12 protein-coding genes are annotated in these 13,654 nt (G+C 68.0%); 2 read left to right on the forward strand and 10 right to left on the reverse strand.

Features of this window, described 5'->3' with window-relative positions:
* Positions 1-172: 172 nt before the first annotated feature.
* The 3 genes from JHD63_RS10385 to JHD63_RS10395 all read right to left on the reverse strand — a co-directional run bounded on the left by JHD63_RS10385 (position 173) and on the right by JHD63_RS10395 (position 5,081).
* Positions 173-3,046 carry an aconitate hydratase gene (locus tag JHD63_RS10385; protein ID WP_198970671.1) on the reverse strand — a complete coding sequence of 958 codons (2,874 nt, stop codon included), beginning with the start codon at positions 3,044-3,046 and terminating at the stop codon, positions 173-175.
* Between the two features lie 321 nt (positions 3,047-3,367).
* Entirely contained in the window at positions 3,368-3,667 is a 300-nt protein-coding gene (locus JHD63_RS10390) for an H-NS histone family protein (protein ID WP_198970672.1), read from the reverse strand.
* Between the two features lie 106 nt (positions 3,668-3,773).
* Positions 3,774-5,081 carry a hemolysin family protein gene (locus tag JHD63_RS10395; RefSeq protein WP_198970673.1) on the reverse strand — a complete coding sequence of 436 codons (1,308 nt, stop codon included), beginning with the start codon at positions 5,079-5,081 and terminating at the stop codon, positions 3,774-3,776.
* A gap of 23 nt (positions 5,082-5,104) precedes the next feature.
* On the opposite strand from JHD63_RS10395, the gene JHD63_RS10400 reads away from it, so the two are divergent.
* Positions 5,105-5,950, forward strand: a complete 846-nt coding sequence (locus JHD63_RS10400) for a symmetrical bis(5'-nucleosyl)-tetraphosphatase (protein WP_198970674.1) — start codon at positions 5,105-5,107, stop codon at positions 5,948-5,950.
* A 12-nt stretch (positions 5,951-5,962) separates the two neighbouring features.
* Here JHD63_RS10400 and JHD63_RS10405 read toward each other — a convergent pair whose 3' ends face one another.
* From JHD63_RS10405 to JHD63_RS10435, 7 genes are all read right to left on the reverse strand, one after another.
* On the reverse strand, positions 5,963-7,441 hold the full coding sequence (locus JHD63_RS10405; protein WP_198970675.1) for a DEAD/DEAH box helicase: 1,479 nt from the start codon (positions 7,439-7,441) through the stop codon (positions 5,963-5,965).
* A gap of 129 nt (positions 7,442-7,570) precedes the next feature.
* Positions 7,571-8,452: a KPN_02809 family neutral zinc metallopeptidase gene (gene ypfJ / locus JHD63_RS10410; protein WP_198970676.1), complete on the reverse strand. Its 882-nt coding sequence runs from the start codon at positions 8,450-8,452 to the stop codon at positions 7,571-7,573.
* Positions 8,453-8,506: 54 nt separating this feature from the next.
* On the reverse strand, positions 8,507-9,514 hold the full coding sequence (locus JHD63_RS10415) for an aldo/keto reductase (RefSeq protein ID WP_198970677.1): 1,008 nt from the start codon (positions 9,512-9,514) through the stop codon (positions 8,507-8,509).
* A gap of 60 nt (positions 9,515-9,574) precedes the next feature.
* Positions 9,575-9,838 (reverse strand): hypothetical protein, encoded by a 264-nt coding sequence (locus JHD63_RS10420; RefSeq protein WP_198970678.1) that lies wholly within the window; start codon positions 9,836-9,838, stop codon positions 9,575-9,577.
* A gap of 83 nt (positions 9,839-9,921) precedes the next feature.
* Positions 9,922-10,488: a dCTP deaminase gene (gene dcd, locus JHD63_RS10425; RefSeq protein ID WP_198970679.1), complete on the reverse strand. Its 567-nt coding sequence runs from the start codon at positions 10,486-10,488 to the stop codon at positions 9,922-9,924.
* 123 nt (positions 10,489-10,611) lie between these two features.
* A complete protein-coding gene (gene guaD, locus JHD63_RS10430) occupies positions 10,612-11,910 on the reverse strand; it encodes a guanine deaminase (protein ID WP_198970680.1) in 1,299 nt (432 codons plus the stop codon).
* 84 nt (positions 11,911-11,994) lie between these two features.
* Positions 11,995-13,083, reverse strand: a complete 1,089-nt coding sequence (locus tag JHD63_RS10435; RefSeq protein ID WP_198970681.1) for a BMP family ABC transporter substrate-binding protein — start codon at positions 13,081-13,083, stop codon at positions 11,995-11,997.
* 186 nt (positions 13,084-13,269) lie between these two features.
* On the opposite strand from JHD63_RS10435, the gene JHD63_RS10440 reads away from it, so the two are divergent.
* Positions 13,270-13,654 (forward strand): ISAs1 family transposase (locus JHD63_RS10440; protein ID WP_198970682.1); only part of this gene is annotated, 385 nt, incomplete at its 3' end.

Below are 13,654 nucleotides of genomic sequence, written 5' to 3' on the forward strand. Positions count from 1 at the left end.
TGACGGCGGCAGAAGAATGGGACACGATGAGGCGGTCGGCCGCACGGGGGGCGGCAAAGGAAGGGTGAATGGAACGCGCAATGGTATCAATTCCCATTACTTCCTTTCCCCAAGCAGGCTTTGCACGACAAAAAAGCCGCCCGAGGCGGCCATGCCCGTTGGCGCCTACCGCCTACGCGGCCAGCAGCTGCCGCAGCACGAAGGGCAGGATGCCGCCGTGGCGGTAGTACTCGACCTCCACTGGCGTATCGATGCGCAGGGTGGCCTTGACCTCGCGCCGCTGCCCGTCGGCGCCGGTGATGACCAGGGTGGCCTCGCTCTGGGGCTTGAGTTCGGGGTGCGGTATCACATCCACCGTCTCATCGCCCCGCAGGCCCAGCGTCTCCCAGGATTCGCCCGCGCGGAACTGCAGCGGCAGCACGCCCATGCCCACCAGGTTGGAGCGGTGGATGCGCTCGAAGCTGCGCGCCACCACGGCCTTGATGCCGAGCAGTTGCGTGCCCTTGGCGGCCCAGTCGCGCGAAGAGCCGGTGCCGTACTCCTCGCCGGCAAAGACCACCGTGGGCGTGCCCTCGGCGATGTACCGCATGGCGGCGTCGAAGATGGACATCTTCTTGCCCTTGTGCGCCCCCTCGTTCTGGAACAGCGTCAGGCCGCCCTCCTCGCGCGCGCCATCGGGCATGGCGGGAATCATGAGGTTCTTGATGCGCACGTTGGCGAAGGTGCCGCGCATCATCACGTCATGGTTGCCGCGCCGAGCGCCATAGCTGTTGAAATCGGCTTTCTGCACACCATGGGCCAGCAGCCACTGGCCCGCCGGCGAGCTTTCCTTGATGGAGCCGGCCGGCGAAATGTGGTCGGTGGTGATGGAGTCGCCGAACAAGGCCATGATGCGGGCGCCTTCGACCTTGACCGGCTCCTCGCCCGTCCCGCCCTCCAGCACGAAGTCCTTGAAGAACGGCGGCTCGGCGATGTAGGTGCTGGCAGGCCAGTCATAGGTCTGGCCGGTGACGCCCTCGATCTTCTCCCAGAGCTTGCCGGGATCGGTGCGCACCTTGGAATAGTTGTCGCGGAAGGCCTTGCCCTTCATGGCGTACTTCATCAGCGCATGGATCTCCTCGCTGCTCGGCCAGATGTCCCCCAGGTACACGTCGCGGCCGCCCTTGCCCTTGCCCACGGGCTCGGTCATGAGGTCGCGCCGCACGGTGCCGGCGATCGCGTAGGCCACGACCAGCGGCGGACTGGCAAGGAAGTTGGCCTTGAGGTTGGGATGGATGCGCGCCTCGAAATTGCGGTTGCCCGACAGCACGGCGGCGCAGACCAGGTCGTTACTGGTGATGGCCTCGTTCAGTTCGGGCGTGAGATCGCCGGCATTGCCGATGCAGGTGGTGCAGCCATATCCCGCGAGGGCGAAACCCAGCTTCTCCAGGTAGGGCAGCAGGCCGGTCTCGCTCAGGTATTCCGTCACGATGCGCGAGCCCGGCGCCAATGAGGTCTTGATGTGCGGCTGCACCTTCAGACCGGCCTGCACCGCCTTCTTGGCCAGCAGGCCCGCGGCCAACAGCACGCTGGGGTTGGAGGTGTTGGTGCAACTGGTGATGGCGGCGATCAGCACGTCGCCGCTGCCCACGGTGATGCCCTTGGCCTCAGACTCCCGACCCTTGACCTCGCCCTCGGCGGGCTCCAGCATGGGCCGGTTGGCGACCATCTCGACCACGTGCCGCGCCGCGCCCGACGGAGAGGAGCGCTCGGCCAGGGGCTCGTCGACACTCCGGGTCCGCAGCGGATGGCGCCGCTCCAGGCGCTCGGCCGGCTGATTGAAGCCGTTGTCGCTGGCGGGCCTGGAGAACAGGGTATCGAACTGCGCAGCGACCTTGCCGAGCTCGATCCGGTCCTGGGGCCGCTTCGGGCCCGCCAGGCTGGGAGTGACCTCGCCCAGGTCGAGCTTCACGACCTGGGAGTAGTCGATCTCGCCTGCCAGCGGCACGCCGAACAGCCCCTGCGCGCGGAAGTAGGCCTCGAAGGCTTCGATCTCGGCCCGGGTGCGGCCGGTGCCCTTGAAGTACTCGATGGTCTTGTCATCGACCGGGAAGAAGCCCATGGTGGCGCCGTACTCGGGCGCCATGTTGCCGATGGTGGCGCGGTCCGGCACCGCCAGGGTCCGCGTGCCCTCGCCGAAGAACTCGACGAACTTGCCCACCACCTTGTGCCTGCGCAGGATCTCGGTGACCGTCAGGACCAGGTCGGTCGCCGTGACGCCCTCGCGCAAGCGCCCCGTCAGTTCGAAGCCAACGACGTCCGGCGTGAGCAGATAGACCGGCTGCCCCAGCATGGCCGCCTCGGCCTCGATCCCGCCGACGCCCCAGGCCACGACCCCGATGCCATTGACCATGGTCGTATGGCTGTCGGTACCCACCAGCGTATCGGGGTAGTAGACATCATCGCTCTTGCGCCGGTGCACGCCGCGCGCCAGATATTCGAGGTTCACCTGGTGCACGATGCCGAAGCCCGGCGGCACCACGCCGAAGGTATCGAACGCCTGCATGCCCCATTTCATGAACTGGTAGCGCTCCTGGTTGCGCTTGAACTCCAGTTTCATGTTCAAGTCCAGCGCGTTCTTGCTGCCGTAATAGTCGATCATGATGGAATGGTCCACCACCAGGTCCACCGGCACCAGCGGCTCGATGCGCTTGGGCTTCTTGCCCAGACGCTCGGCCGTGCTGCGCATGGCGGCGAGATCGGCCAGCAACGGCACGCCGGTGAAGTCCTGCAGCACGACGCGCGATACGACGAAAGGTATCTCGTCGACACGTTCGGCATTCGGTTTCCAGTTGGCAAGCTGCGCCACGTGCTCGGCCGTGATCTTCTTGCCGTCGCAATTGCGCAGAACCGACTCCAGCACGATACGGATCGACACCGGCAGACGCGCCACGCAGGGAAACTGCCCGGTCAATGCCGGCAGCGAGAAGAATTTTCCGGAGGATCCCGACGCGGTCCTGAGCTTTTTCAGGGTCTTGGCGAAATCATGGGGGGTAGGCTTGGGCATCAATAGACTCCTGGCGAGTGGGGGACAAGACAGGGAGCATTTTGTCAGCGCCCAGGGATCCTGTCGTTACATGCCGTGGAATCCGTTCGCGCTGCGGATGAAAGCCCACGTTTCTTTCACGTTGTCACGTGAACTGCCACTTTGTGCACACCAGGCCCTTGCATCGCCGCCGCGCGCTCCACGGCCGGAACGATGGGGCAAGGCGTGGGGTTGGAAAACGGCCTGAGCACAGGCCAATATAAAAAACCCTGCAGGCCGTCAAGGCTGCAGGGTTTATGGAAAGCGCCAATCGCAGGCACCGGCCGCTACGGTGCCAGCCATTCAGATGGCGTACTTGGAGCGGTCTTCGCCCTGAATCCACTTTGGCGCCTTGCCGCGGCCCGTCCAGGTGGCGCCGGTTGCCGGATCGCGGTATTTTACCGCCACCTTGCTGCCGCGGGAGGCGGATGCACGGCCCACGCGGCCGCGCGCGGGCGGGAAAACATCCTGAGCGGTGAGTCCGTACTCTTCGACAATTCGGCGCACCTGAGAGACCGCATCGGCGGTTTCACGCTGACGCGCGTCGTTGATCTGGGCTTCGAGCGCCTCGCGCTGCTTCAGCAGTTCCTTGTAGGAGGTCATGTGCAGATCCGTTTGCTAAGAATTAAAAAGGTGGGGCCATTATAGAGAGGCAATGGCGCAAAACAACGCGTTTCATATTGTTTCAAGACAATATAACGCCGCCGCATTATCCAACCACCGGATTCTCCACCGGCTGCATGGCCAATACCTTGTCAATCCGCTTCCCATCGAGATCGACGATCTCGAATATCCAGCCGGCACATTCCACCTGCTCGCCTACGGCCGGCAGATGGCCCGACTCCGACATCAACAGCCCCGCCAGCGTGTTGTAGAGATTGCGGTCCTCCCCGGGCAGCTCGCGAATGCCCAGGCGATCCTTCAGCTCGCCGATGGGCATCAGGCCATCGAGCAGCCACGAACCGTCCGCACGCTGCACCGCCCAGGCCTGGGCCTGAGCATCGGGCTTGAGCTCGCCGGTGATGGCCTCCAGCAGGTCGCGTGGCGTCATCAGGCCCTGGACCACGCCATACTCGTCCACCACGAATACCAGACGCCCCGACTGGGCGCGGAACTGTTCCAGCAATTCCATGCCGGAAATGGTCTCCGGCACGAAGGAGGCCGGCTGCACATGGGCCTCGATCGCGCCCTCGGCATCCGGCCCCAGCGCCAGCAACTGCGCCACGCTGATGATGCCCACCACGTCGTCGAGCGAGCCGCGGCAGACCGGATACCAGGAGTGGCTGCCCCGCTCCGGGCTCGCCCCGGCCTGGCGCAGCGCAGCGGCCACGGTCGCGGAGGCGTCCATCCAGTCGACGTCCGCGCGCGGCACCATGAGCGAGGTCAGCGGCCGGTCGTCCAGGTGAAAGACGTTCTGCACCATGCGGTGCTCGTGCTGCTCGATGATGCCGGCGTCCACCCCTTCCTCCAGGCTGGCCACGATCTCCTCCTCCGTCATCGGCCGCCCGCCGGTGGTATCGACGCGCAGCAGGCGCAGTACGGCGCGGGTGCTGAACGACAGCAGATGCACGAAGGGCTTGGCCACGCGGGCCACCCAGGTCATGGGCCGCGCGACCCAGCGCGCGACCGTCTCGGGATAGAGCTGTCCGATGCGCTTGGGCACCAGTTCGCCGAAGACGATGGTGATGAAGGTGATGAGGATCACGACGATGGCCGTGGCGCTGATGTCCGCGGCACGCGCCGGCGCGCCGATGCTCTGCAGCAGCAGTGCCAGGTCGTCGCTGAACGCGGCCTCGCCCAGGATGCCGTTGAGCATGCCGATGGAAGTGATGCCGACCTGCACCGAGGACAGGAATTCGGTGGGGTGGTCCAGCAGGGCGATCGACGCCTGCGCCCCCTTGTCGCCCTCCTCCGCCAGCGCCACGAGCCGAGCCCTGCGGCTCGACGCCAGCGCCAGTTCGGACATGGCGAACACGCCGTTGAGTAGGGTCAGCAGCGCGATCAGCAGGAAGTCCATGGAGGGGGAGAGAGAATCCGGAGATGGCACTTTACTGTATTGGCGACGTACAGGGCTGCGACAGCGCCCTGCAGCGCCTGCTCGACACCCTCGGCTTCTCCCCCAGCCGCGACACGCTCTACCTGCTTGGCGACATGGTCAACCGCGGCCCCGAGTCCGCTGCCGTGCTGCGCCGGCTGATGGCCTACGGCGATGCCGCGCGCTGCGTGCTCGGCAACCATGACCTGCACCTGCTGGCAGTGGCGCACGGCATCCGGCCTGCGCACCGGGCCGACACGCTGGACGCCATCCTGGCCGCACCGGACCGGGCGGCCATGCTCGACTGGCTGCGCCAGCAGCCGATGGCCCGGCGCCTTGCCCACGGCACACAGGACCTGCTGCTGGTGCATGCGGGCGTCCTGCCCGACTGGGCCGCCGAAGACGTGATGGCGTTGGCCGCCGAGGTCGAGTCGGCGCTGCGCGGCCCCGGCCTGCCGGACTTCCTGCGCTCCATGTACGGCAACACGCCGGCGGCCTGGGACGCGCGCCTGGCCGGATCCGAGCGGCTGCGGGTCGTGGTCAACGCGCTCACGCGCCTGCGCTTCTGCACGCCCGAGGGACGCATGGACTTCGCGGTGAAGGAAGGCGCGGCCCAGGCTCCGGCCGGGCTGCTGCCCTGGTTCGACCTGCCGCAGCGTCGCACGCGCGGCATGACGGTGGTCTTCGGGCACTGGTCCACGCTGGGCTGGCTCGAGCGGCCCGACCTGCTGTCGCTGGATACCGGCTGCGTCTGGGGCGGCTGCCTCAGCGCCGTGCGCCTGGGCGCGACGCGCCAGGCCTGCGAACTGGTGCAGGTCAAGTGCGCGCAGGCCCAGGTTCCGGGCGGCTGAACGCGGCCGTCTTCAGGTGCTGGGCTCGGCCGCCTTGAACAAGGCTGCCACCTTGCGCTTGGGCTTGATGTTGGCCGACACGCGCGGAGCGGCCTTGGCGGCGGCCTCCCAGACCGGGGCATCTTCGCGCGCGCCGGACTCGTAGGGCCGCTCGAAGAACGGATCGCGCGGGGCCGAGGGGGCGCGCACGTAGCGCTGCTCGCGCTCGGCACGCGGCTCGCCCGAGGCCGGGCGCCGCTCCCGCTCACGCGGCTCGCGGCGGATCGCGCCCTGCGCTTCGGCGGCCTCGCCCTCACCACGGTACAGGCGGCGCCCGTCGTTGATGCGGCCGCGCGGGCGCTCGTCGTCGAACTCGATCGGCTCGATCTCGAACTTGGTCTTGATCAGCTTCTCGATGTCGGCGGCCAGGCGACCATCGTTGGGGCCGCTGCCCACGAAGCTCACGGCCAGCCCGGAGGCGCCGGCACGGCCGGTGCGGCCGATACGGTGCACGTAGTCTTCCGCGTTGAACGGGATGTCGAAGTTGAACACCGCCGGCACGTCCTTGATGTCCAGGCCGCGCGCGGCGACGTCGGTGCACACCAGCAGGTCGACCTCACCCTTCTTGAACGCATCGAGCGCCTTCAGGCGTTCGTCCTGGCTCTTGTCGCCGTGCAGCGCCGTGGTCTTGAGGCCCTCGCGCTCCAGCGCGCGCGCCAGGCGGGCGCAGCCGAGCTTGCTGTTGACGAAGACGAAGGCCTGCTTGATGCCGCGCTGGCGCAGGATCTGGTGCAGCGCGCGGCGCTTGTCGTCGTCGCTCACGCTGAAGAAGTGCTGCTCGACCGTCGAGGCGGTGGCGTTGGAGCGCGCCACCTCGATCGTCACCGGGTCCTGCAGGTAGCTGCTGGCCAGGCGCTTGATCTCGGGCGAGAAGGTGGCCGAGAACAGCAGCGTGGTGCGGGTCTTGGGCAGGTAGGACAGGATGCGCTGCAGGTCCGGCAGGAAGCCGATGTCCAGCATGCGGTCGGCCTCGTCGAGCACCACGTACTCGACCTGGTTGAGCACGGCGTTCTTGGCCTCGATGTGGTCCAGCAGGCGGCCGGGCGTGGCCACCAGCACCTCGACGCCGCGCTTGAGCTCGGCTGTCTGCGGCTTCATGTCCATGCCCCCGAACACCACCGCGCTGCGCAGGTTGGTGTACTTGGCATAGAGCTTGACTTGCTGGGCCACCTGGTCGGCCAGCTCGCGCGTGGGCAGCAGCACCAGCGCGCGCACCGGGTGGCGCGCCGGCGAGGCCGAGGCGTTTTCGTGCTTGAGCAGGCGCTGCAGCAGCGGCAGCGAAAACGCCGCCGTCTTGCCGGTGCCGGTCTGGGCCGCGCCCATCACGTCGCGGCCCTGCAGCACCACCGGAATTGCCTGCGCCTGGATCGGCGTCATGCTTTCGTAGCCCATCTCGGCTACGGCGCGGGCCAGCGGTTCAGCCAGCGCGAGGTTCGAAAAAGAGGTCGTCATGTAGCCCGCTATTGTCGCACCGCCGCATAAAAAGGCAGTGACCACCCTGTCCGCAGGTGTGGCGCAGGCGAAACGCTATTATTTTTATAGCTATAAACCCAGGCAATATCTAGGCTAGATGCCTTTTATCTACAGATTTCGCGCATTGAAGGTGTCGCAGCTGCGCATGTCGCCGCTCTGGTAGCCCGCGCCGAACCAGCGCTGGCGCTGCGCGCTGGTTCCGTGGGTGAAGCTGTCGGGCACCACGGCGCGGCCGGCCGAGCGCTGCAGGGTGTCATCGCCGATCTTCTGGGCCGCGTTCATCGCGGACTCGATGTCGCCCGGCTCCAGCCAGCGCTTGGACTGCTGCGAGTGGTAGGCCCAGACGCCGGCGAAACAGTCGGCCTGCAGCTCCACGCGCACGCTCATCGCATTGTTCTGCGCCTGGCTCAGGCGCGCGCGCATGCCGTCGACCTTGGCAGTGATGCCCAGTTCGTCCTGCACGTGGTGGCCGACCTCATGGGCGATGACGTAGGCCTGCGCGAACTCCCCCGGCGCGCCGAGCTGGTTCTTGAGCGTGTCGTAGAAGGCCAGGTCGATGTACACCTTCTTGTCGCCGGGGCAGTAGAACGGGCCCATGGCGGCCTGCCCGGTGCCGCAGGCGGTGGGCGTGGCGCCGCGGAACAGCACCAGGCGCGGCGGATGGTAGGTCGCGCCCTGGGCTTGGAACAACTGGCCCCACACCTCCTCGGTATTGCGCAGCACGGTCGAGACGAAGGCGGCCTGCTGGTCGTTCTTGGGCGGCGCGTGCGCCGGCCCCTGCTGCTGCACCTGCGGCGCGGGCGAGCCGCCGCTCAGCAGCCCGAGCACGGTGAGCGGATTGATGCCAAAGACCCAGCCGGCCAGCAGCGCCACGGCCACGGTGCCCAGGCCGATGCCGCGCCCGCCAATGGGAAAGCCGCCGCCGAAACCGCCCCCCTGGTCCCGCCGGTCTTCCACGTTGTCCGATTGCTCGTTGCCTTCCCAGCGCATGGTGTTCTCCAATCCGGCGCCTGCGGCCGGCAAAGGGCAATGGTAGCCGGCCGCTCAGCGCGCGGCGTCGCCGAAGCGGTACTCGTGTGTAAGCGCGTCCAGCCGCGCCTTCAGGTCGGGCGCGATGGGGTAGGTGGCGGCCGCCAGCGTGTGTTCGAGCTGCTCGGGCCGGCTGGCGCCGAGCAGCGGGGCGGTCACCAGCGGGTTGGCCATGACCCAGGCGACGGCCAGCGTGGCCAGCGGCACGCCGGCTTCTGCCGCGACCTGGGACAGTTGCTGCACGGTGGCGAAGGAGCGCTCGCTCCAGTAGCGCTCCTGGTAGCGGCCGGCCGCGGTTCCGAGGGTGAAGCGGGTGCCTTCGGCGGGCGCCGAGCCCGGCCGGTGCTTGCCGGTCAGCAGGCCGCCGGCCAGTGGGTTGTAGGGAATCACGCCCAGGCCGGCCTCGGCCGCCAGCGGCAGCAGTTCGCGCTCGATCTCGCGGAACAGCAGGCTGTAGCGCGGCTGCACCGAGACGAAGCTCGCGGTGCGCAGCAACGCGGCGCGGCCCAGCGCCAGGGCCAGCCGGTAGGCGAGGAAGTTGGAGACGCCGACATAGCGCGCACGGCCCGAGCGCACGATGGTGTCGAGCGCCTCCAGCGTCTCGTCCAGCGGCGTGGCCGGGTCGTCCATGTGCAACTGGTACAGGTCGACGTAGTCGGTCCGCAGGCGGCGCAGCGAGGCGTCGATCGCATCGAGCAGGTGCTTGCGCGAGGCGCCCTGGTTCCAGTCCTGCGGGCCGACGCGGCCGACCGCCTTGGTCGCCAGCACGAACTGGCCGCGCCGCCCGGGCGCGGCGCGCAGCCAGCGGCCGAGGATTTCTTCGGTGCGCCCGACGGTGTGGAGGGTACCGCCGAGCGGGTAGACGTCGGCGGTATCGAGGAAGTTGATGCCGCCGGCGGCCGCCGTGTCCAGGATCTGCTGCGCGGCGCCCTCGTCGGTCTGCAGGCCGAAGGTCATGGTGCCCAGCGCCAGGCGGGAGACGACGAGGCCGGTGCGGCCCAGGCGGGTGGTGGGAAGCGGCATGCGGGTTTCCTCGGAAGCGTCCGGCGGCGCGGACTGAAGGGACGAAAGTCCCCTCCGATCCTAGCCGCTGTGGCTCTGGTACTCGCAGTCCTGGTGCAGACTGGGGCTCTTGCCCGAGCGGCACCGCGCCACCAGCGCGCAGTCGGCGCTGGCCTGGGCGGTGACCTGCGCGCCATGGCGCGGCGCCGCGTCCTGAGCCATCAGGGTGGTGGCGCCGAACTGGATCGCGAGCACGGCGCAGACGCTGCCCGCCACGATGGCGAAGGGTACGTCGATCAGTTGCAGCAGGCTTTTGAGGATCATGGCGAAGGATCTCGGTTGCATGCCCGTGATCCTAGATTTGTAACGACCTGCACGGCCGCCGTAAACCACGTATCCAGTTGTAGGACAACGCCCCGCGCGCGGCCTCAGGCGCGCGGCAGGGTCACGCCGTGCTGGCCCTGGTACTTGCCGCCGCGGTCTTTGTAGCTGGTCTCGCAGACTTCGTCGCTCTCGAAGAACAGCACCTGCGCGCAGCCCTCGCCCGCATAGATCTTGGCCGGCAGCGGGGTGGTGTTGCTGAATTCCAGCGTCACGTAGCCTTCCCATTCGGGCTCGAAGGGCGTGACGTTGACGATGATGCCGCAGCGCGCGTAGGTGCTCTTGCCCAGGCAGATGGTGAGCACGTTGCGCGGGATGCGGAAGTACTCGACCGTGCGCGCCAGGGCGAAGCTGTTGGGCGGGATGATGCAGTGGTCGCCATGGAAGTCGACGAAGCTCTTCTCGTCGAAGTTCTTCGGGTCGACCACGGTGCTGTGGATGTTGGTGAAGACCTTGAATTCCGGCGCGCAGCGGATGTCGTAGCCGTAGCTGCTGGTGCCGTAGCTGATGATCTTCTTGCCGTCGTGCTGGCGGATCTGGCCGGGCTCGAACGGCTCGATCATGCCGTGCTGTTCGGCCATGCGGCGGATCCACTTGTCGCTTTTGATGCTCATGCTGGTGTTTTCGCTGCGTGCAAAGGTGCCGGCGATTGTCGCATCGGCTCATGCTATTCAAGTCATAGCATATAGCCCAGGAACCACCTGGGCTTCAGGCACTTTTGACTGCGAACGGCCGCGTCAGCTGCGCGGCTGCGGCGCGCCCGCGATCACGGTGCGCTCGACCAGCCGGTCGTCGCCCAGCACGATCAGCGCGAACAGCAGCTCGTCCAGGCTCGACGCCTGCCGGGTGCGGCGCGCCAGCAGCGGCGTGGCGGCGGGGTCGAGCACGACGAAGTCGGCCTCGCAGCCGGGCTGCAGGTTGCCGACCACGCCCTCCAGGCCCAGCGCGCGCGCCGCGCCGGCCGTGTGCTGCCACCACAGCTGCTGCGGCGACAGGCTCAGGCCGGGCTTGGTCTGGCCCTCGCGGCCGACGTAGTAGGCCGCGAGCATGGTGCGCAACGGGCTGAAGCTGGTGCCGCCGCCCACGTCGCTGGCCAGGCCGTAGCCAAAGCCGACGCGGTCCGCGCCCGCGTAGTCGAAGAAGCCGCTGCCGAGGAACAGGTTGCTGGTGGGGCTGACGGCGGCCACGGTCCGGCGCGCGCGCATCAGGGCGCGGTCCTCGTCGTCGAAATGGATGCAGTGGGCGTACACCGCGCGCTCGCGCATCAGGCCGAAGTCGTCGTACACCGCTAGGTAGCTGCGCGAGTGCGGGAACAGCTCGCGCGCCCAGGCGATCTCGCCCAGGTTCTCGGCCACGTGCGACTGGATCCAGGTGCTGGGGTACTGCGCGGCCAGTTCACCGGCGCCGCGCAACTGGGCCTCGGTGCTGGTGGGCGCGAAACGCGGGGTGATGGCGTAGCCCAGTCGGTCCACGCCGTGCCACTTGCGGATCAGCGATTCGGTGTCCTGCAGGCTCTGCTCGGTGCGGTCGCGCACGCCGTCGGGCGAATGGCGGTCCTGCAGCACCTTGCCGGTGATCAGGCGCATCTGGCGGCGCTGCGCCTGGGCGAACAGCGCATCGACCGATTGCGGATGCGAGGTGGCGAAGGTCAGCGCGGTGGTGACGCCGTTGCGCACCAGCTCGTCGATGAAGAAGGTGGCGACTTCGGCCGCGTAGGCCGGGTCGCTGAAGCGCGACTCATGCGGGAAGGTGTAGGTCTCCAGCCAGGGCAGCAGGCCCTCGGCCGGCGCGCCGATGATGTCGGTCTGCGGGTAGTGGATGTGCATGTCCACGAAGCCCGGTGCCAGGATGCGGCCGGGCAGTGCCTCGACCGGCGCGCGCGGGAACTGCGCGGCCAGCGCGCGGTACGGCCCCGCGGCCAGCACCGTCTGGCGGCCGGCGGCGTCGGGGCCGGTGACGAGCAGGCCGTCCTCCTCGTACTGGGCGGAGCCGTCAGGGGCGAAACGGAGGATGGCGGCGCGGTAGGCTTTTTGCATGGAGCGCGAGCTTACGCGGCCAGCGCCGGGGCCGGAATAACGGATTGCGGATAGCCGTCCTCCGGTCGCTCCGATGCCGCGGCGTCAGCGCGCGGATACATGCCCCTGCACGCCTTCGGCGAGCCAGTTCATCCTCAGGATCTGCTCGTCGCTCAGTTGCGCGCCCTTGGCGATGACGACGTGGCCCTGGTTGTCGCGCACGTCGCCGGCCACGGCGCGAAACGGCTGCAGACGGCCGGATGCGATGTCCTGCTGGCGCGCGAGCACCTCCTGCCGCACCGCCTGGGGCACCTGGGTGCCGAAGTCGCCGACGCGGATCATGCCCTCCTTCACGCCGCCCCAGAGCTTGCCGCTCTTCCAGGTGCCATCGAGCACCGCGCGTGCGCGCTGCGTGTAGTAGCCGCCCCACTGGTGCGTGACCGCGACGATCTGCGCGTCGGGCGCGATCCTGCGCATGTCGGAGTGGTAGGCGATGGCCAGCTTGCCGAGCTCCTGCGCCGCGGACATGACGGCCGTGGAGCCGGTGTGGAAGGCGACCACGTCGGCGTTCTGGTTGAAGAGGGTCATGGCCGCATCGCGCTCCCTGGGCGGATCGAACCACTCGTTGAGCCAGACCACGCGCACCTGGGCCTGCGGGTTGACCGAGCGCATGCCTAGCGCGAAGGCGTTGATGCCCTGCAGCACTTCCGGAATGGGAAAGCCGGCGACGTAGCCGGCCAGATGCGTCCTGGTCATGCGGCCCGCGGCGATGCCGGCCAGGTAGCGGCCTTCGTAGTAGCGCGCGTTGGCGGTGGCGACGTTGGGCGCGGTCTTGTAGCCGGTGATGGATTCGAACATCACGTCGGGGAAGTCCCGCGCCACCTTGAGCGTGGGCTCCATGTAGCCGAAGCTCGGCGTGAAGATGAGCCGGTTGCCCTGCTGCGCGAGGTCGCGGATCACGCGCTCGGCGTCGGCGCCTTCGGCCACGTTCTCGACGAAGCTGGTCCGGACCCGGGCGCCGAGCGCGGCCTCGACGGCCTGGCGCCCTTCTTCATGCTGGCGCACCCAGCCGGCGTCGGTCACCGGCGTGACGTAGACGAAGGCCGCCTTGAGCGGCGGATCGGCGGCGTGGGATGCGGTGGGAAAGGAAAAAGCACAGGCGGCCACGAGCGCGGCCGCGAGGTTTTTGTACATGGTGGTCCTCTACATGGCCCCGGAACGAAAAACCCCGTGCCGGGGGCACGGCACGGGGAGCGGCGATTCTCGCACAGGTCGGCGGACGCTATTTAATCAATAGCATACAGCCCAGATTCCCAGGGCAATCGCATCTAAATCCAAGCGAAACTAAAGCGCTGAAACAACCCTTCTAGCGCAGCCCCGATGAACCTACTGCACCACCTGCAGAGCATCTCCGACCCCCGAAGCCACCGCACGCGTCGCCACGACCTGCAGGCCATCCTGGCCGTAGCGCTGTGCGCCACCCTCGCCGGGGCAGACAACTGGGTGGAAGTGGCCCAGTTTGGACAGATGCACCAGAGCTGGTTCGCCCGCTTCGTGCCCCTGCCCTCGGGCATCGCCTCACATGACACTTTCGCCCGGGTGTTTCGCATCCTCGATGCCCAGGAGGTGGAGCGGGCGTGCCAATGCTGGCTGCAACAGCTCGCAGGCCAGGTCCAGGGCACGGTGGCCATCGACGGCAAAAGCGTGCGTGGCAGCCGCAAGGGCGATGTCCCCAAGGCCTTGCACATGGTCAGCGCCTGGGCCG

Source organism: Xylophilus sp. ASV27 (assembly GCF_016428875.1).
Classification (GTDB): Bacteria; Pseudomonadota; Gammaproteobacteria; order Burkholderiales; family Burkholderiaceae_C; genus Xylophilus.